The organism is Bartonella queenslandensis (assembly GCF_018155095.1).
Lineage (GTDB): Bacteria > Pseudomonadota > Alphaproteobacteria > Rhizobiales > Rhizobiaceae > Bartonella > Bartonella queenslandensis_B.
Genome location: NZ_NAAI01000006.1, coordinates 41,073 through 58,996 on the forward strand (window position 1 = coordinate 41,073; position 17,924 = coordinate 58,996).

Here is a 17,924-nt window from a genome sequence, read left to right on the forward strand (position 1 = left end):
GCCTGTTTTCTTAAAGAGAATGGCCTTTATCGCGTGAAAGATCTATACCAATAGCTTTAGCTTGCATTTTTTCATAAAGTTTTCGCATTACCTTCATATTATCTCTTCGCACATCAATGATTGATTTTTCAACTGATGTTAAACGAGCTTTGTCAAGATTTCCCAAACGCGTATAGTGAGATGCCATTGCTTGTCGTGCTTCGTCATAAGGCAAACCACCTTTCCGATTTTTGGATAAACTATAAGCCTCATTTATCACCTTATATTGGACAGGATCACCAACAAGCACAACATGCTTTTTAACAACATCTATTTCAGTCAATGCCGTTTTAAGGCTATTTGACATTGCCTTACTATTGGAATACCGAAACAAGTCACTTTTTATTATGCTACGCTCCATATCAAGAAGCGATGATAAATCCCCCCTCTTTCCAACGTTACGAATATGTGTACACAAATTATTTCGTATATCACATAATCTCTTAGAGGCTAATGTATCATTGATTTTTTTCACATAGCCTTCTTCGCGAGACAAAATCCGTTCTAATTCTTTAGAAATAATGACCTCCTATCATAACGCCTTTGTCTAACCAATCTGGACCATATTCCTCATCCGCATTCTTTGTAGAAAATCCCATATCACGTATAAATTGCGCTCCATTTTGAGATCTAAGAAATAAGAGTGTGTGAGCTGGTAAATCAGCCATTGCTAACCACTCCCATGCTGCTTTGTCATCACCAGCATGATCTGCTGCTTCTGATTCAGCAAGGTAGATACAGTCTTGATCTAAACCGCCTACTCGTAATTCCTCACGTTCAGCATCAGTCATATAACTTTTTGGTAATTTCTTTTCCATAGAAAACTCCTTGTATATATTATTATATTTAAATACTAATCTAATGGTTGAATCTGATCAATCAAAATACTTATGGCTCCTTTATATAAGCCTACTTTTTCAGCCTGAAATAAGTAGAACGAGAAACATCTGTTTTTTACTTGATTATTTTGAATGGCACTCCTTGTTTAATCAATGATCTCACCAGTTCTGTTTTTGGATGAGGTTTTCGTCCAAATTTCACAATATCTGCTTTCATAGCAGCATTTCGTCCTTCATTGGTACGCTCCAAAATACGTGCACATTCAGCTTCTGCTACAGCAGCTAAAATTTGAGACATATTAACTTACTATTTGTCCTAAAATCCAAACTTCTACCACAGGACGGATAAAAACAACTGTTCTTAATGAGTTGAAATTGACAACACAACTAAGAGTAATTACATTTAATAGAGAGAATAAAAAGGGAAGACTACCATGAAGACTATTCTTTCTCCGCTAATTTCAGAATTTGAAACCGTGGAAGAGGAAACGAATTATACCGCGTGGTTGCGTGAAAAGTTAAGAGTTAGCCTTGCAAATCCTCATCCTGCTATCTCACACGACGAAGCTATGGCTGAAATGGATAATATAATAGACCAAATTGAAGCTGAAAAAAAGAAGTCCTAATGTTACTCACTATCTGGTTAGCTTGTGCTCGCGATAATTTAAATAAAATTTTAACTTACATTGTTTATGAAAGTGCGCCTGTTGCACAACAAATGAAGAAGCTTTTAGGAGATTCTGCACTACCATTAGCTAAACATCCATACTTATACCGCCAAAATGAGAGAGTGCCGAGATTACAAGAAATTTTAGCACATCAAAATTATCTTATATTGTACAGAGTAACTGAAAAACAAATAGAAATCACCTCTGTAGTACATGTTTGCCGTGAATTTTCAATCCCAACCTGACTTTTAAAAAGTTATTGCCTATCAAACGCTAAGAGACTATTTTTATACTGATATATCAACAAAAAAAGGAAGTGTAACAATTGGATGACCTTGACAAGCAGATAAAATAATATCTTTTGCTACCATGACATTGAAATTATAACCAGGACGAAGTGACCTGTTGTTAACAGCTAAGTTTTCTCCTATAATTGGTTCTTCTTTTGGTATCTGAGAAATTCTCAAAATCACTAGTGAACGTGATTAAATTTTTTCTTAAAGATCCATCTCTCCAATTTCCAACATCAACAGTTATCGAAAACTTAGAACAACTAAGCCAATAAACTCAAAAAAATCCGCGAAATTGAACAACAACTAGGCGCGATGTAAATCAAACAAATAACGCCAAAAAATACCTGTATACTCAGTAGCAATGAGAAAAAATAGAGATTAAGGAGAAGTGAGATAGGCAGGCAAAAAGCTGCCCGCTGACAGAACCATAATACCGATTTCTAGACCTTACCACTAAGGATATGATTTATCTGTTTACTAGGTCTTTGAAGTGCTACCCTCAAATCACTTAACACGGTACCCCAACCTGCTTCTGCTGGGCGCGTATGACAATCTAATTTTATTTTTTCTTACTCTAAATATTCCAATGCTGATTATAGCTCACCTTCGTATCTAAAAAGAGCAGCTCCCCATTTCAATCCGGTAGATATAGTACTCATTACAACCTCATCGCCTAATTGGATTACGCCGCGTTCTGTCAGAATCTGAAGCGATAGTAAAGGATCGACGCAACCAACATGTCCTAACTCTGCCAATAGGCTAAGGTTACTTTTTTCAATGGGTATATCGGTGCGCAGACACAATTTTTCAATGCTCTGTATGCCTTCAAGGGTATGGAGTAAAAAGGGTATGCCATGCCGTTTATTACTTTTTGCTATAATATTCCGAATAATATTCACGCTATTTTCTATACGTAGATTCAAAAAGGCTATTAAATCTGCTGAAGAAAAACGATAGTTTTCCATCATCCTTTCACGCCCCAACTTATCATATCGGCTATCTCGCTCTTTAGGTAATAGCGGCAAAAATCCCCCACCATATTCAATGCGCATCATATCAACGTAGCGACAGTCAGAAATATCCTCCACAGCGATATATCTAAATCCACCCTGCCCTTTTCCTCGAACAGAGTTTCCGACCACTGCAACCACTGCACCATCACTCAATACGGCATTCATCAAACCAAAACGGTCTTGGTGTTTATCACTGATGCGCTGAGCCAGCACCACTAACCCCTTTTTTCCTACAGCCAATTCAGCTGCAAGTAAAGCAGCTTGCCTCCAAACTGTAACGGCGCTACCGCATCCTTCGATTAAATTAACTGTACGAATCCATTGACAATGTAATTCGCTCCCTACCTGACAGGCAAAATCAATACCAATAAAATCAGGTATACCAGAAAATCCAGCAACAATAAATCCTATATCTTTTTCTTGAATATTGGCTTTTTCTAGAGCTTTTCGTGCAGCAAATGCAGCCATTTCTCTTACGCTCTGCCGACTAGTCCAGAAATAGTTATAACCCGCTCGTTTTAGTGCGTCTATTTGCAAGCCATTGGGATGCGTCACATGATTTAGGCTCGCTCTTTGCAATAAGGTATGTTCTATGCTTAAAATTTTCATTCTGCATCTAACTGTTTAAAAAAAGAAAGTTTAACCTCGCCGATCTGCTTACTGAGTAACTGCGCTAAATCAATTTTTATTCCATTACATCTTTGCAGCTTTTCAACTATTGCCATTGCCAAAAGCGAGTTTCCCCCTAGCTCAATGAAATTATCACTCAGTCTGACATCGTTTTCTTTCAATAAGTTTTTTATTTCTGCCACTAATGGCGATAATTCAACTTCATCATGCGTCATAGTACCTCCTTTTTATTTCTTCACGATCAGTTTTACCGCGAGAACTCATTGGCCACTCGCTTTGCGGAATAATTATATAACGGGAAGGGCGTAGCCACGGCGATAGTTTTATGCTAGCGCTTCTCAGCTCGCGCGTAGTCAAAGTAATACCACTCATTACGTTTACGCAAGCTATAAGCATTGCTGGTCCTTCTGCTTTCTCTTCCAGCCAAACTACCGCTTCACAAACGCCAAAAATAGATTGTAAAAATTTCTCAATCTCTAGCGGATCAACACGAAAACCATTAATTTTGTAATACCCTCCGCTGCGCCTCATAAAATGCCAAATACCATTATCATCGCATCGGCAAATATCTCCGGTTAAATACCCTGAATCTAAAGGCTTTAATCCATCATATCCTAAAAATACTTGAACTCCTTCTAATTTCAGATTACCGGTTTGCTCCGTTATTTTATCTTCAAGAGAAAAGCTCATATCCGAAAAAGGTTTTCCAATTGGCACCGTATCGTAAACAAAGTCTTTATTACTTATAAACCAAGCAGAACAAAAAACTGTTGCTTCTGAAGGACCATAAGTATTTATCAGTTGCACTTTGCATTCGTCTAGAATATCAAAAAAGGGGAGTATAGTGTTAGTGGTCAACTTTTCTCCACAAAGTACTATTTTTTGTAGCATCAGCTCATTAAACTGCTGCAAGGTTCTGTAAACGAACAAATAGCGAAATTCTGAAGGTGTTACTGATAATAGATGTACTTGGCATTTTTTTAATATCGTCCACGCTAAAGTTGGATCACGTTTTGCCTTTTCATTAATCACTACGAGACAACCACCGTGACTAAGTGTCCCAAACAATTCCCAGATAGAAAAATCAAAAGAGAGATCATGAAACCATGACCAAGTTAGTCCTGTAGGAATTGCCAGCTCTTTGTGGCAGTTTTGCAAAAATGCGTTTAACTGCTCCACGTGAATCGGCACCAGCTTAGGATCGCCGGTGGTACCGGAGGTACGAACACAATAGACTTCGTCAGCAGAAATATCACAACTTTCATTCTCAGGAATTAACCATAATTGCCACACACCGACCTTAACGCTTTGTAGCTCACTAAACTCTGTCAAATCAGAACAGATACCTATACACCTGCTGCGAATTGTAAATTGATACTTTTGGTTAGCTGACATGGTAGCCGGCACCGATATAAAGGAAATTCCAGATAGTAAACAGGCTAGTACCATTACATAGAGCTCGCTAGAACGGCAGCTATCTAAAGCTAAACGCTGTCCAGCACCCAACCCAACTTCTTTAAATTGCTTTACAATTTGCCAAGCGCTATCAAACATTTGCTTATATGTTAACTGGTTATAGCCATCCCATACTGCTAATGAATCTGGGCTATCACTTAAGATGCGGATCAAAACTGGATTGAGAAATGCTAACTTTGTTTTGACCCTGCTGTTCTTTGCTTGTCGTATCATTATTCTTCTCTCACTTTTGCATATTATTTCAGCTAACTAACTATCATCGTACAGCTCCTCAGTATGCGTATTAAAACATCCGTGTCAAAGAAGCAGGATCATCTCCTAAGGCCATCAGCCCAACCAATTCTTCAGGCACCAATTTGGCGAAGCCGCCGTGTCGAGCTCCTACGTTTATATCCCGCCAGATTTTTTCTAGCGGGTTACCTTTTTCAAAAGATGAAGAGCCGCGTAACCATAATAAATCTTGTACTATATCGACGCAACCACGCATAATTTGTGTTGCTCGCCCACGTATTGCAACCCGCTCACCCACTGTCAACGTTCGCCCCTCATACGCCGCTGTATCAATAACACTAGCATTGTATTCTGCAGCTCGTATATGTAGATCGAGTACAGAACAAAGGCGTCCTATCTCATAACGCGCCGGTCCAGAGGAGTACATAGAGCTGTAAGTACTACCAGTTATAGGCACACCAAACTCCTCTAATACCAATGCTAAAGCACTCTCTGTTGCTCCTAACAATGTAGCTGGAAGACAATTCATCAGTACACCAGTGAAGTAGCGCACATAAGAGAGGCCACTGCTAGGATAGGATGCGGTAAGACCAGCTAACACGGGGTCATATGGCGTAACAAAAGAATCTGGAATATGGATATTCTCCGCCTGTATAGTTACGCTTTGAGTAGCAATCAGCCCTATAGATCTCCACTCATCCACTACTTTTAGCTGATGAGAGGGTACTAGAACGACTTGGACATTTTCCTCTATAGTTTCAGCCAAGCAAAAAAAATACGAAGAATAAGGATATCCAGAGGCATATTTCCATATACCACTCAACAACCATCCATCCCCTGAAGAGGAGCGCTGCAAGCTACCTGGACGCCCTAAGACCATAGCTATCATGGAATTTACGTTCATATCAGTACAGACCGCATCTGATAGACAAAAATTGGCGCGCATTAACCAAGCAGAATTAGCTACACTAACCAGCCAACCCAGTGATGCATCAGTTTTTCCCAGTTCACGGCATACGACTACTAATTCACTTATCGTGCCTGCGGGTTGCAAACTACTTTCATCGAGAATACGTAATAAAGCGGATTTTTGTAGTGCTTCAACTGCACCGGATACCTGTTGATCTTGCTGCTTCTTTTCAGCCCAACTAGACAATAAGACGGCAATCGGTTCATGCCAGCACTGAAAACATTTTTTTGGTTTAATCAAAAGCAGTCCTCCACATATGAATTTTTTCTTGTATTTGCGTACAGAGAAAATCAACAAATACTGATGAAGTAGCGAGCATTACCGGCATCGTAGGGGTATCAAACATTTTCCAAAAAAAAGGGAGACTGGCTTGTGGTTCCTCAATGTTAAAACCGCACATCGCTCGTTTGCTTAGAGTTTCACAGTTGTAGGCTGCGGAAATTGCCTGACGTTGAGCAGAAGTTGTGGCCCAGCCTGTACGGTAAGGGCCCGGCTGTATAATTCCAACTTGTATGGCTGTGTCGTCCAATTCTAAGCGTAACGTTTGCCCCATCGCTTCAATTGCATATTTACTCATCTGATACGCTCCTAGTAATGGCCAACACGCCAAACCACTCATACTAGAAACCAAAAGAATACGTGCTTCTGTCAATTGCCGCATCAGCGGCAACATTGGTTTAATTATATTCAATGTTCCTTCTACATTTGTGGCAAACTGCTGTCGCAGATGTTCTGTAGAGAGATCCTCTAGGGTTCCAAATTGGGCATATCCGGCGGCCGCAACTATTCGACTGGGGGTTCCTACTTTTTGTGCCAATTTTGGTAATATAACCGCCAAATATTGCTCATCACGCACATCTGCGACGCAAGGGATAAAGTTACCTTTGTAGAGATTTTCCATCTCTCGTGCAACCTTAAAAGAACGGGTAACACCAATCACGCGCCCCTCCCGCTCACGAATAATTGCGTCCGTCCAACAACGCCCTAAACCGCTTGAACAACCACTAATAAGCCAAGTATTCATTATTTCTATTCTCCAATAACGAATTTAGATAATTTTCTGACTGCGTGAGAGCCACGCCCCCAAACTTAAGCAGAAGGCTATAAGCATGAAGCAACAAAATGCTGCAAAAGCTACCGCGGATGATGTTAGATTTAGTGCCAAACTTTCCGTAGAAATACGATAAAATCTGACCAAATGATCAAACAACAGGGCAACTATCACGCTACCTAGTGCACTCATCACTTGACGTATCACATTAAAGAACGCCGCGGCTCGCCCAACAGTAGTGAAAGAAGCGCGCCCAAAGGCGATATTTGCCAACGGTGCGAAAGCTAGACCAGTACCAATCCCCGCCAGCAACATGCCCGCTATTATAATGATAAATCCACTATTTACGCTAAAGCTAACAAACCCGGCACTACCGATAATTAACGTGGCAAGGGCAAAACAACCCATTCCTACACGGACGATGATTTCCGGTACGATTTTGTCTGAAAAGTAGCCAGCAAACGGTCCCACAATCGCATTAACTAAAGCTATAGTAATCATAGCAAAGCTAATTTCTACTGGACCAAACAACATCCGCAGTTCAAATAAAAATGCCAACGGCAAATAAAAGGCTGTTAAACTAAATCCAAGTAACCCAGATATAAGACAGGCACGAAGAAAAGGACGATCCCGCCAAAGATCTGGAGATAGCAAGTAGTGTGTATCGTATTTCAAATCATACCGGATAATCAAAACCATTACTAAGATACCTAACAGAAAAAAAATGCTACCTACCAGTGCTGCAGCGCCACCATTGCTCAAAAACTCTAAGCCCAACACGATTGCAATCAAAGCGAGTCCCGATAACCCACTAATCACAAGCTCTATTGTTTTAGCCCCATTTCCCGTAACAGTAGGCAAACAGCTAAAAGCAAGTAAAAGCGCTAGTAACGCGATGGGAATATTAATCCACATCACCCAACGCCAGTCTGCAACTTGTAAAATAGCCTGTGTGATGACCGGTCCAGTCGCTGTGGCAATTCCGGCTACTGCTCCCCAAATACCCAAAGCAGCGCCCCGCCCACCTTTGGCAAAAAGGATAGAAATAAATGCCATACTTTGCGGCGCTAATAATCCAGCCCCAATTCCCATGATAGCTCGTCCGGCTATCACATGTAATAACGTCTGTCCCAAACCACTAATTAATGCACCTATTGCTAAAATCACCAAAGCGCTGCTAAGTACTACACGGCGATTAAATGCATCACCTACTCGGCCGCCTAAAAGTAAAAAACCGGCGTAGATAATTAAATAAGCGTTATTTATCCAAGCAGCGCTCCCCGGCGAAACCTCATATTTTCTAATTATTGTGGTATAAATAAGTGGCACTGTTGTGGTATCCATCATCACAACAAAAAAACCAAGACAGAGACCAAAGAATGCAACTTTTTTTTTCAAAACAAAATTTCCTATTTATTGGGATAAAACCTGTAACACCACATGCCAGCATGGTAAGCGAGTAAAACCAGCATTATCAGTTAATATAATTAGATTTTTCCTTTCACAAAAATCCGTAATAGCATCTGCATTACCTTTATATTCCACTCTCGATACGGAATTAATACTCCACCCTGTAGCTTCCGCATTGTAACAAATTTCTGAAAGTTGAATTGCGAGTGGTAACGGCATGCCATATTTTGCAGGAGCAAAAGTGATTATATGCAAGCGTGTTTCATTGTGAGAAAGTCTTCTCATCTCTTGCAGATAGGGAATACGTGTATTAAAAGGAATAGCATGATATAGAGCTGAATCAAGAATTAGATCAAAAGATTCATCCAGTTTTGTAGCACATACATCCCTTACGAGAAAGCGAATATCACCTTTCATGCTCTTTTTGCAGCACATAATTGCAACAGCTGCACTATCAATTGCTGTAACTTGAAAACCTCTCTGCGCTGCAGCTTCAGCATTATGCCCGAGTCCACATCCTACATCAAGTAACTTACCCGATTCTGCTTGGTCTAATATAGTGCAAACCACAGGCTGTGCGTGACCTATATCCCACGGCACCGATTTTATCTCGGCACTTGTTAGCAGACTTTTTCCTTTGTATACACCTTGAAAATCAGCTTGCTCGTACTCATTGTTATTGATTTTGTTCATTGTATTACATCGCCTTAGCTATCTTTATATGATTCAAAGTAAATAAATGGAAGCAAATTAGGTTATTCCTGTGCTAATAGCATCCGGCGCTCTAACGCGATGCCCACGTGTTATCATTAGAAATTCAGCTAAATATCCATCATGAGGAACTTGCGGATGCATCCACACCGTAGGTATCTGACCGATATAAAGGTTGCTTACGGTAGGTATCTTTCTTATACGCTCAATTAATTGTATATCACCCGATGCAACTGTTATCACGAGAGCTGGAGCAAGCGTATTAAGATCGTCGCTTCGATTAAAAGAAGCAAACGTTACTGCGGGAACAGGTAGTTCCAACTGCATTAACGAGTCAGTCATTGATGGCGCCAGCATCACAAGGGGCGTGACCTGATATGTGTTGTCGGCCGCATTAAAAACTTGTGGCTCTTCTATTAAAAACTGGGCATATTTTTCTGACTGCGCCCGCCACCAGCTGAAACGTTGAGAAGACAAACGCGTCAACCAAATGTTGCGCTGTATTTCATCTCGTAATTTCCATGAACACCAGTGGTAGAACGCCTGCGCGAAGCTTTCGGCGTCACCCTCTACCAAGATGCTACTGGCACAAACACAGGCTGCACCGCCTAACCCAACTACCGATTCAAAAACAAGTTGCAAAGCATCTTCCTGTCGATAGTCAGCGCCGATAATAATTTTTGAACGCCCAGGGCCTTGTACCAATACATCGTTGCGAAAAGAAAAGTGTGTCACAGTAGTATCGCCACCATACAGCAGACTGAGATCTGCACTTTCCGTCATGGCATCCACTACCTCGTGATCACAAGGCAATAACGCTACATATTGCTTTAGCCCAGCAGCAACCATAGCTGCAACCAGCCGCTGTGCGGTTAGCGGCTCACGTTCCGACGGTCGTAGAACTACGCGATATCCTAACGCTACAGCTTGTGGCCAGAGCGCATGCACACCAGTGCCATTACCGGGTGTAACTACTGCTAAGACATCTCCACGTCGTACACTCTGTGCACAGCCCAAACTCAACGCCTCAGCATCAGTTTCCCTTGATACGCCACGGGATATGCCTAACCAAGCAAATGCTAACGCCTGAGAAGTAGCCTCTGCTATTTTAGTGCTAGCATTTTCGATTACTTGCTGTGGCAGCCCCGTTAATGCGCTCACTTGTGTGTTATACTCTGCTAGCGTTAGCCCGCAAAGAGTGGACTCCGTAAAAAGCTCGCCTGCCCGCCTCAATGCCTCTTCGCGAGCAACCTCACTAAGTTCTGGAGCATGACGCAAGTGCGTTATCAAGTAGTGTGCGAAGGCTGCTGGTGCTTGCACCAGCATTGCCACAGGTTTTTCCGCGATATCATAGATAACCTTACGTTGGCCAAAAATTTGATTGCGTAATGGCGTAATAGCCTTAATTATGGGAAGAACATTCTCACCAGAATAATGTTTTTTTTGAACAGCATCAGACATCAATAAATGCCCTCAATCACGGGTCGTCCCTCGCTTATTAATTGCGGTTTAATATCTGCCAGTCGGTCACCTACATATCCCGATACTCCAGGTAACCTGATGGCAGTGTCCCGTTCCACCACCCGAGGATAAAAAGCATATGGTGACAAATGAGTAACAATCACAGTTCCTCGCTCACCGTACTCTACTAGTTGCCGCGTATAACTATCTACTACCTCATAATGAATGAAAGGAGAAAAACTATCATAGATAATATGCTCACTCTCAAGTGTAATAAGTAGAGAACGCGAAACGGCTAACGCAGAAGTGCTGCCGTAGCTCGCGCTGAACTCACATTTAGGTAGAATTTCGCTAGCAATAAACTTCACTTCATCCAGATTCAATTCTGTCCCACCCAGAGTGATTTGGGCTAGTGAATGCTTCATTTGCATTACCACATCTTGTTGCTTTAATAGTTCACGAAGTATGGGAAGCGTGGTCACAAGAAAACGTATGTCCTGAGTAAATAACGTATTCTGCACTTGCTGTGCTAGATGTTGAGTATAACGCCGCACGCCAATTGTATCTCCTTCGCTAAGCAATCTTTTTACCCACCGAGGATCAATATCAATAGAAAAAAACAAACCGCCCAGTTGTTCGGCCCGTTCTCTATTAATTGCACCAACTATATGTGGTCCAGTAGGAATAGCAGCAAGCGTATTACCTGTAGGACGTTCTAGACGATGCTGATAACCAGATGTACGCCAAGTGATCAGTGCTTTGATCCACTCATCATAAGCAACTACATATTTTGGAGTACCAGTAGTGCCTCCACTTTCATAAACACGGGGTACAAAATGTTGGGGTATACCGCGGGGTATCAATTGTGAAACTGGGACGTGGCGCAATTGACCTGAGATATCAGTAAACAATTTAAGATCATTCAGCGTATTGACAGCAGAGAGAGGATCAAAATTTAAACTCCCCCGCATATCTAACCAAAAATCACAACCAGTTTCTGGCGAAAAGTGCCAACGCATCAAGATCTGCACAAATTTGTTGCTGTCCCCAGTGGCAACTGTTTGCATAAGAGTTTCTATATCAGGGCTGTAATTTTTCATATTTCCATCCATCATCCGTGCGTGTATAAAATAGTCGTTTATGAATACGCGAAGCCGCAGCAGACCAGAACTCATAGCTGTTAAAAGTAATTTCCCATACCACAAAACGCTCCGGGCGAGGTAGTTTCCCTGTATTTTGCAATTCAAGGATACTGGTTAACATAGCATGAAAATCGTGGAGTGGTTTACTCTGATGAGAAACAATTGAGACAGGATCATAGGCTGCGCTTCGGCTTTGCCATATCTGCTCGGCAACATGATCAGGCAACAGCGCAACATCACCAGTCAAGCTGACTTGGCGCCCTAGTTCACGCCAATAAATGTGGCAAGAAGCGGTTTTAGTGGCACAAAAATCTAAACTTTTACGGCTACAAATATGCGTGGCACACCACATTTTCTCGCCATCTAAGTGTACAGGAAAAATTGTACGCATGGACACTATACCACTATTGTTATGGCTAGCAACTGTCCAAGCATCTGGTTCACGAATCTTCTTTTCGTGAGCCAACTGTAACCAGCTGGTTAAGATGTTATATGGCGCAGCAGGTGGGTTCTCATACTGAAGAAAAGGTAAATCTATCATGCCGCTCAGAGATTCAAGTCTATTCATTTTTATTCCTTCAATTAGACAATAGGAATTATTTAATACGTCAGTTACAACTTCCTTGTAGCCAAGCGCAGCAATCTGAAAACAATTTTACTTGGCCAGATAGCTCAACATGACTTATTTTTTCGCCTTCTTCCTTAATCTCGCCATACATCACACAACGACGGTTTAGCAAAATTCCTTGTTCAATTATTAAACGTTCATTAGTTTTTAGTTGTCCACATTTTAGTAAATGTAAAGCTATTGGACCAACAACAGATCCAGTTCCTGCATCTTCTTTTACTCCATAAGCTGGTGAAAACATGCGATTTTCTACTCGAGTTCCATCCCATGTAAAACAATTCACGGCTAGATTCTCTAATTCGGCTAACATCTCATGGTTAGGACGTAGAGTATGCAATGTCGTAACACAGTCTACGGAAATAAGCACATGTCTAGCGCCTGCATCATACATTACCACCGGTAATACACTGTGCTTTAGTCCGAGAGCTTTCAGAAGGTATTTTTCTGCGCTAAAAGGTATTTTTTTGGCAATCGGAACGTCAATTTTAACCGTACTTAAGGTGGTACTTTGATGTTCCACAGACACTTTCACTGCTCCGATATCGGTATGGAAAATAAATGCTTTAAGCCCGTAACGGCGAGAAAATGCACTGGCGGTGCCCATCAACGGATGCCCAGCAAAAGGCAACTCATTAACCGGTGTAAAAATACGCACGCGGGCCTCTCCTTTATGAGCCTTTTTACTAATAAATGTACTTTCAGATAATTGTAGCTGACGCGCCAAACCCTGCATCACTGACTCCGAAAATGTTTCAGACTCATAAAAAACAGCTACTGGATTTCCTTCTAAAGGCGAACTGGTGAAAGCATTTAATACGCTATACTCAATAGATGATTTTCCCATTACTATACCACTTCTGAATAGTTTTTTTGTAAAAGAGGGGTTACAAAACTATCCAGAATCCTTGGCCCATCAATAGTTAGTATGGATTCTATATGAAACTGAACAGACGCGAATGTTGGAGCTCGTAGTGCATGCACTTGGTCCCTTCCTCTCTCACTATAAAGAGTAATTCCTTGTTGCTGCAAAGCAAACACTTCCTGAGCATTAGCTTCAGCACAGAAAGTGTTATAAAAGCCTACGGTTTCCTCATGCTCATCAAGCATTATAGTTTTTTGAACTCCTTGGTTTGGAGGAGAAAGACGGATAATAGGCAAACCAAATTCCAAACAAAGCAACTGATGACTAAGGCAAACTGCAAAGAATGGTTGCTGAATTGTCTTCATATGTATAATGGCTTCGCGCATAGCGTTAACACGTTTGTCATCACTGTCGAGCGGATTACCAGGGCCAGGACCTGCAACAATTAAGTCCCATCCTTGCAGATTGACCCTGCTCTGGACCTTTTCAACATGAGCAAAGCCCCCAGTGCGCTGAACAATGTTTGAAGCATGGCAGTAAAAGTGTCATTGCCATCAAGAATCAAGATCTTTTTGTGTGCAAAGGGGTACTGACGTTGGTAACGTTGTTGCGGATTAGCAAGCCAAAACTGCGAAATGTTGTTATTTCGACGGACTAGAACAGGCTGAATAAGTCGATGATTGTTTAAATCTTCGCTAATTGGGACAACTTCCGTTTTTTTATCCGCAAGCAGGGTAGAATCTTGAGTAAGCGCGGTGTAGAGTGCTTGCGCCTTAATTCGTGTCTCTTCCGCTTCCTTTTCCGGCTCGGAGTCTCGCACTATGGTTGCACCCACGCCAATCTCTACTTTACCATCTGCAGATATTTCCGCAGTACGTATGCAAATCGCAGAATCTAATTTAGAGGACTCAAGCGAATTATCAACCAAAGCCACCACACCGCTATAATATCGACGCCCTTCCGGTTCATAACGCGCAATTACTTCGCAAGCTTGCTGAACAGGGCTACCGGTAACCGTTGGTGCAGGTAATGTTTCGCGCAAGACATCTAGCACACTAAAACATGTTCTACCCCGCAGAAAGTATTCGGTATGAATAATTTGACTCAACTGCTTAAGATGCAAATCGCTAACTTGTGCTCCGAGTGCGCATAACTTCGACATCACTTTTAATTCTTCATCAACTACCATATGGAGCTCATTGATTTCCTTTAAATTATTAAGAAACTGGCGAAGTTGATCAATCATTAAACCTTGTTTCGGATATTTGAATGTGCCGCTGATCGGATTCATGCAAACTTCACCATCCCGAAGCGAAACCTGTAGCTCTGGTGAGGCGCCAACAAAAGCCTGCTCTCCAGTACTAATCAGAAAACACCAGTACGCCGATACTTCGGTTTGTAAAAGCCGTCGATATAGACTAAAAAGTTGAGCAGAGTGGTAGTCAACCAGCCTAGTGTGCAATTTACGGTGAAGCACAAAATTAGAACCTAAACCTTCACCAATTTCGTGAGTAACTAGATTTTTAACTCGCTGACCGAACTGAATATCGTCAAGGTTAAAATGTGTGTCTCGAACTATGATTGGTGTGTTCGGCAATAGATTGAGTGCCTGTGGTAATGGCACCCATTGGCGACTAATAACAGGCATATTAAGAATGGGAGTTTTATCGTCTACTGCCTGATAACCACGTCGTGCCACCTGACAAAATGGCACTAGAATTAGTTTTTCATGACTGTCAGTAAATTTAGTGGAAAGTGCCTCCTGCAGGGAATGTGTTTCCCCTCTCAATAACTGTAGCACTTCAAGTTTCTCGGTTGACACATCTGGGCGATATAGTAAGGCAAAAGGCTGTTCAGGTTGCGCCACAATTTTTGCTAACAAATCACTCATATTTTGTTACCTCGTTAACTGAAAGCACTCGAGCGCAGTTGTTTGCCAGGTAATCTATAGTTTGTTGATGACCAACAAGAGAAAAATCAGCAACCGCATCTGCAATCACAAATGGTTTAATATCTCGAGTAAAAGCCTCAACTGCAGTGGCAAAAATTCCCACCGAAGCATAAATTCCCGTAATTATCAGAGAATTACACTGACGTTCTTCCAATCTCTCAGCTAAAGAAGATTTATAAAACGCGCTATAACGCCACTTGGTTAATAGTGTATCCTCTGGACAAGGCGCAAGCTCAGCAATAATCTTGCGATCTTCTTCTGTGGTACGCATGCCTGGCCCCCATAGATCATTAAGCAAACCACGCTCTTGCGGCGTCATCCCACCAGGTTGTGCACTATAAAATACTGGAACATGTTTTTTTCTCGCCCATTTTAAAATTTTTGCGATCGAACAAATGACTGGCACCGCAGAACTATCAGGCAGAGCATGAACAAAATAACTCTGCATATCGTGAACTAACACCGCACAGTAATCTGGTTCTATAGTCCAGCATAATGGCTGCTTAACAGGGATAGTCAGTTCTCCAAAACAATAAGATTCAGATTCCAATGTTCTATGCATAATATTACCCCGCTATACCTAAATAACTTAAACTAAAAATATATTATTAAAGTATTATAGACACCACCAAACACTGCCCTACAATTCGCACACCAGTAAGTTAGATCTAACGTAGCATCCGACACAAATTCAAGTACCATCACTTCTTAGACGCTACTTATGCAATAAGCATTAATTATAAAGCCTCAGGACTGAATTCCAAAACGCTTAATTGTAGGAATATTGAACCCTAAAGCCTTTAATTGAGCGATTGGATTCATAAACTCACGATTACGAACAATTAAGCCATCCCGTAACTCAAATGAGTGGATAAAGTGATTTTTATAGTAATTTTGAGGATAACCAAGAAAACAAATTAATCCACGACCATCACATTCTACCCAAATGTGATTAGGGTTATCCGTTGTGAATATTTGAACATTATACCATTCCCAATCAGGAAAACACTTTAAAGACCATACAGCATGCTTTTCTAGATTCTCAATGCCGCGTATAATAATCGGCTCTCCAGTTTCCGTGGTCCATAGCCCACTCTCGCCTTCATCGACAAAAAGTTTATGCCTCTCTAAACGTGCTTTACCACGAGTTGACGACAAATAAGCCAAAACAGTTTCACGATTTTTTTCCCGCAGAGTCTGTAAATCTTTATCTCATTGACACACTTTCGACCTCCTCCTCCTTTTTGGTCTAACTTCTAATATTAATGTGTAAATACAACCCTTGAGGACCTTACATCACTTAAATTAGAAAAAATCTTAGTATACACATAAACAAGTTTTATACACAAAGCAACTATGGTTTTAACTAACTACTGTAAAAAAATCAGTACTCATGTTGTAGCTTCACGTATTTTTTAATCTTCTTGCTGTTCAACTAGTTTTCTATATTCGTTTGCACCAAAATGTTAGTATTAATATGCTCTTTTACTGTTGCTTCTTGTAAACTGGTGCCCCACCTTTTGCGTACTTCATACCGCATGTAAAACCAATAAAACCCGATAGAACTATAAAATATCTCCGCTATGGCCCCATCGACTACACAACTGTTTTATTCACTAAATCCTATCTTATACGATTGAAAGGTATTTACCTGCCCCACAGAGTGTTTATTGCAGCGCTTGATCGGTGCGATAGCCCTTCTTAAGAGTCCCATTAGCAATGTAGTAGCGGTTTTGACATTTTAGCATATAACAATAAAAGAATAAAAACATATAAGTAAAGCATATCCGAACAGAAAAATCACAAACTGTTGTTGAAATATTTTCTACATAGATATAGAGTGTTCGAAGATCACGACTAAAATAGGAGGAATTCGTGAGTAATATCCCTAGTTATTCTGTCACCCCAAACCTACAGTTGGTATACGTATCAAATGTAGAACATTCTATCACTTTTTACAAATTCATCTTCAAGAAAGAGCCTGTATTCATATCACCACGCTATGTTGCATTTGCTTCTTCGGGTGATGCGCTCTTTGCACTCTGGTCTGGGGGCGACGCACCTAAGGAAAATGTGCCTCGTTTTTCAGAAATCGGCATTATGTTGCCTACTGGAGAAGATGTAGACAAGCTATATGCGGAATGGCAAGAGCAAACCACCGTTGAGATAAATGTTTTGAAAGAACCGTATACCGACGTATTTGGGCGTACCTTCCTCATCAAAGATCCTGACGGCCATATTATTCGTGTTTGTCCACTGGATTAAAAAGTCTTAGATTTGATTTTTAATTGCCTGAATTGTAATAATTATCTACTTTTAAAATCTATAAGCTATGTACTATAGAGACTTATTGGCTTTGGGGTTAGTTGATGTTATTGTATGGACAATAAATTAGTATTTTAAAGGCTTGCGTTATAGGATTGAGACACGAAAACCGCAAGATGGGGGGTGAGGTGGAATCACCTAATCTTATTAAGCGGTTTACATTGCTCCAGTTTACTATTTTCAGTACTAGTTATGATCCCCGCACTTGTAATCTTTAATTTTAC

21 protein-coding genes are annotated in these 17,924 nt (G+C 41.0%); 3 read left to right on the forward strand and 18 right to left on the reverse strand.

Features of this window, described 5'->3' with window-relative positions; all coding sequences use genetic code 11:
• Window positions 1-10 precede the first annotated feature (10 nt).
• From B5V81_RS05315 to B5V81_RS05325, 3 genes are all read right to left on the reverse strand, one after another.
• Window positions 11-514 (reverse strand): hypothetical protein, encoded by a 504-nt coding sequence (locus B5V81_RS05315; RefSeq protein WP_342356085.1) that lies wholly within the window; start codon window positions 512-514, stop codon window positions 11-13.
• A gap of 37 nt (window positions 515-551) precedes the next feature.
• Entirely contained in the window at window positions 552-857 is a 306-nt protein-coding gene (locus tag B5V81_RS05320; protein ID WP_212112443.1) for a hypothetical protein, read from the reverse strand.
• 136 nt (window positions 858-993) lie between these two features.
• Entirely contained in the window at window positions 994-1,176 is a 183-nt protein-coding gene (locus tag B5V81_RS05325; protein WP_439330051.1) for a recombinase family protein, read from the reverse strand.
• 136 nt (window positions 1,177-1,312) lie between these two features.
• Here B5V81_RS05325 and relB point away from each other — a divergent pair, with 136 nt between their 5' ends.
• On the forward strand, window positions 1,313-1,504 hold the full coding sequence (relB, locus tag B5V81_RS05330; protein WP_212112444.1) for a type II toxin-antitoxin system RelB family antitoxin: 192 nt from the start codon (window positions 1,313-1,315) through the stop codon (window positions 1,502-1,504).
• A complete protein-coding gene (locus tag B5V81_RS05335; protein WP_212112445.1) occupies window positions 1,504-1,791 on the forward strand; it encodes a type II toxin-antitoxin system RelE/ParE family toxin in 288 nt (95 codons plus the stop codon). The genes relB and B5V81_RS05335 overlap by 1 nt, the downstream gene beginning before the upstream one ends.
• A gap of 641 nt (window positions 1,792-2,432) precedes the next feature.
• On the opposite strand, the gene B5V81_RS09105 is transcribed toward B5V81_RS05335, so the two are convergent.
• From B5V81_RS09105 to B5V81_RS05410, 15 genes are all read right to left on the reverse strand, one after another.
• Window positions 2,433-3,407 carry a 3-oxoacyl-[acyl-carrier-protein] synthase III C-terminal domain-containing protein gene (locus B5V81_RS09105; protein WP_212112446.1) on the reverse strand — a complete coding sequence of 325 codons (975 nt, stop codon included), beginning with the start codon at window positions 3,405-3,407 and terminating at the stop codon, window positions 2,433-2,435.
• 50 nt (window positions 3,408-3,457) lie between these two features.
• Window positions 3,458-3,697, reverse strand: coding sequence for a phosphopantetheine-binding protein (locus B5V81_RS05345; RefSeq protein WP_212112447.1), 240 nt, complete (start codon window positions 3,695-3,697; stop codon window positions 3,458-3,460).
• A complete protein-coding gene (locus B5V81_RS05350) occupies window positions 3,687-5,171 on the reverse strand; it encodes an AMP-binding protein (protein ID WP_212112448.1) in 1,485 nt (494 codons plus the stop codon). The genes B5V81_RS05345 and B5V81_RS05350 overlap by 11 nt, the downstream gene beginning before the upstream one ends.
• A gap of 70 nt (window positions 5,172-5,241) precedes the next feature.
• Entirely contained in the window at window positions 5,242-6,243 is a 1,002-nt protein-coding gene (locus tag B5V81_RS05355; RefSeq protein WP_212112449.1) for an acyl-CoA dehydrogenase family protein, read from the reverse strand.
• 148 nt (window positions 6,244-6,391) lie between these two features.
• Entirely contained in the window at window positions 6,392-7,183 is a 792-nt protein-coding gene (locus B5V81_RS05360) for an SDR family NAD(P)-dependent oxidoreductase (protein WP_212112450.1), read from the reverse strand.
• A gap of 24 nt (window positions 7,184-7,207) precedes the next feature.
• Window positions 7,208-8,608 carry an MFS transporter gene (locus B5V81_RS05365; protein WP_212112451.1) on the reverse strand — a complete coding sequence of 467 codons (1,401 nt, stop codon included), beginning with the start codon at window positions 8,606-8,608 and terminating at the stop codon, window positions 7,208-7,210.
• A 15-nt stretch (window positions 8,609-8,623) separates the two neighbouring features.
• Complete coding sequence (locus B5V81_RS05370; protein WP_212112452.1) at window positions 8,624-9,313, reverse strand: class I SAM-dependent methyltransferase; 690 nt, start codon at window positions 9,311-9,313, stop codon at window positions 8,624-8,626.
• Window positions 9,314-9,370: 57 nt separating this feature from the next.
• Complete coding sequence (locus B5V81_RS05375) at window positions 9,371-10,792, reverse strand: aldehyde dehydrogenase family protein (RefSeq protein WP_212112453.1); 1,422 nt, start codon at window positions 10,790-10,792, stop codon at window positions 9,371-9,373.
• Window positions 10,792-11,859 carry a hypothetical protein gene (locus B5V81_RS05380; RefSeq protein ID WP_212112454.1) on the reverse strand — a complete coding sequence of 356 codons (1,068 nt, stop codon included), beginning with the start codon at window positions 11,857-11,859 and terminating at the stop codon, window positions 10,792-10,794. The genes B5V81_RS05375 and B5V81_RS05380 overlap by 1 nt, the downstream gene beginning before the upstream one ends.
• A 13-nt stretch (window positions 11,860-11,872) precedes the next feature.
• A complete protein-coding gene (locus tag B5V81_RS05385) occupies window positions 11,873-12,400 on the reverse strand; it encodes a pyridoxine 5'-phosphate oxidase C-terminal domain-containing protein (RefSeq protein ID WP_212112455.1) in 528 nt (175 codons plus the stop codon).
• A 142-nt stretch (window positions 12,401-12,542) separates the two neighbouring features.
• Window positions 12,543-13,406, reverse strand: a complete 864-nt coding sequence (locus B5V81_RS05390; RefSeq protein ID WP_212112456.1) for a PhzF family phenazine biosynthesis protein — start codon at window positions 13,404-13,406, stop codon at window positions 12,543-12,545.
• A gap of 2 nt (window positions 13,407-13,408) precedes the next feature.
• The gene (locus tag B5V81_RS05395) at window positions 13,409-13,945 is read right to left on the reverse strand and encodes an aminodeoxychorismate/anthranilate synthase component II (protein ID WP_212112586.1); all 537 of its coding nucleotides are present in this window, start codon (window positions 13,943-13,945) and stop codon (window positions 13,409-13,411) included.
• A complete protein-coding gene (locus tag B5V81_RS05400; protein ID WP_212112457.1) occupies window positions 13,870-15,315 on the reverse strand; it encodes a chorismate-binding protein in 1,446 nt (481 codons plus the stop codon). Before B5V81_RS05400 ends, B5V81_RS05395 begins: the two co-directional genes overlap by 76 nt.
• On the reverse strand, window positions 15,308-15,937 hold the full coding sequence (locus B5V81_RS05405; protein WP_212112458.1) for an isochorismatase family protein: 630 nt from the start codon (window positions 15,935-15,937) through the stop codon (window positions 15,308-15,310). Before B5V81_RS05405 ends, B5V81_RS05400 begins: the two co-directional genes overlap by 8 nt.
• Window positions 15,938-16,122: 185 nt before the next feature.
• Window positions 16,123-16,569, reverse strand: a complete 447-nt coding sequence (locus B5V81_RS05410) for a PhzA/PhzB family protein (RefSeq protein ID WP_212112588.1) — start codon at window positions 16,567-16,569, stop codon at window positions 16,123-16,125.
• 681 nt (window positions 16,570-17,250) lie between these two features.
• On the opposite strand from B5V81_RS05410, the gene B5V81_RS05415 reads away from it, so the two are divergent.
• Window positions 17,251-17,640, forward strand: coding sequence for a VOC family protein (locus B5V81_RS05415; protein WP_212112459.1), 390 nt, complete (start codon window positions 17,251-17,253; stop codon window positions 17,638-17,640).
• Window positions 17,641-17,924: the final 284 nt, after the last annotated feature.

Excerpts from the sequence above, each read along its gene's own strand:
- B5V81_RS05320 (WP_212112443.1), bottom strand. The coding sequence starts at position 857 with ATGGAAAAGAAATTACCAAAAAGTTATATGACTGATGCTGAACGTGAG.
- B5V81_RS05325 (WP_439330051.1), bottom strand. The coding sequence starts at position 1,176 with ATGTCTCAAATTTTAGCTGCTGTAGCAGAAGCTGAATGTGCACGTATT.
- relB (WP_212112444.1), top strand. The coding sequence starts at position 1,313 with ATGAAGACTATTCTTTCTCCGCTAATTTCAGAATTTGAAACCGTGGAA.
- B5V81_RS05335 (WP_212112445.1), top strand. The coding sequence starts at position 1,504 with ATGTTACTCACTATCTGGTTAGCTTGTGCTCGCGATAATTTAAATAAA.
- B5V81_RS05345 (WP_212112447.1), bottom strand. The coding sequence starts at position 3,697 with ATGACGCATGATGAAGTTGAATTATCGCCATTAGTGGCAGAAATAAAA.
- B5V81_RS05350 (WP_212112448.1), bottom strand. The coding sequence starts at position 5,171 with ATGATACGACAAGCAAAGAACAGCAGGGTCAAAACAAAGTTAGCATTT.
- B5V81_RS05360 (WP_212112450.1), bottom strand. The coding sequence starts at position 7,183 with ATGAATACTTGGCTTATTAGTGGTTGTTCAAGCGGTTTAGGGCGTTGT.
- B5V81_RS05370 (WP_212112452.1), bottom strand. The coding sequence starts at position 9,313 with ATGAACAAAATCAATAACAATGAGTACGAGCAAGCTGATTTTCAAGGT.
- B5V81_RS05375 (WP_212112453.1), bottom strand. The coding sequence starts at position 10,792 with ATGTCTGATGCTGTTCAAAAAAAACATTATTCTGGTGAGAATGTTCTT.
- B5V81_RS05380 (WP_212112454.1), bottom strand. The coding sequence starts at position 11,859 with ATGCAAACAGTTGCCACTGGGGACAGCAACAAATTTGTGCAGATCTTG.
- B5V81_RS05390 (WP_212112456.1), bottom strand. The coding sequence starts at position 13,406 with ATGGGAAAATCATCTATTGAGTATAGCGTATTAAATGCTTTCACCAGT.
- B5V81_RS05400 (WP_212112457.1), bottom strand. The coding sequence starts at position 15,315 with ATGAGTGATTTGTTAGCAAAAATTGTGGCGCAACCTGAACAGCCTTTT.
- B5V81_RS05405 (WP_212112458.1), bottom strand. The coding sequence starts at position 15,937 with ATGCATAGAACATTGGAATCTGAATCTTATTGTTTTGGAGAACTGACT.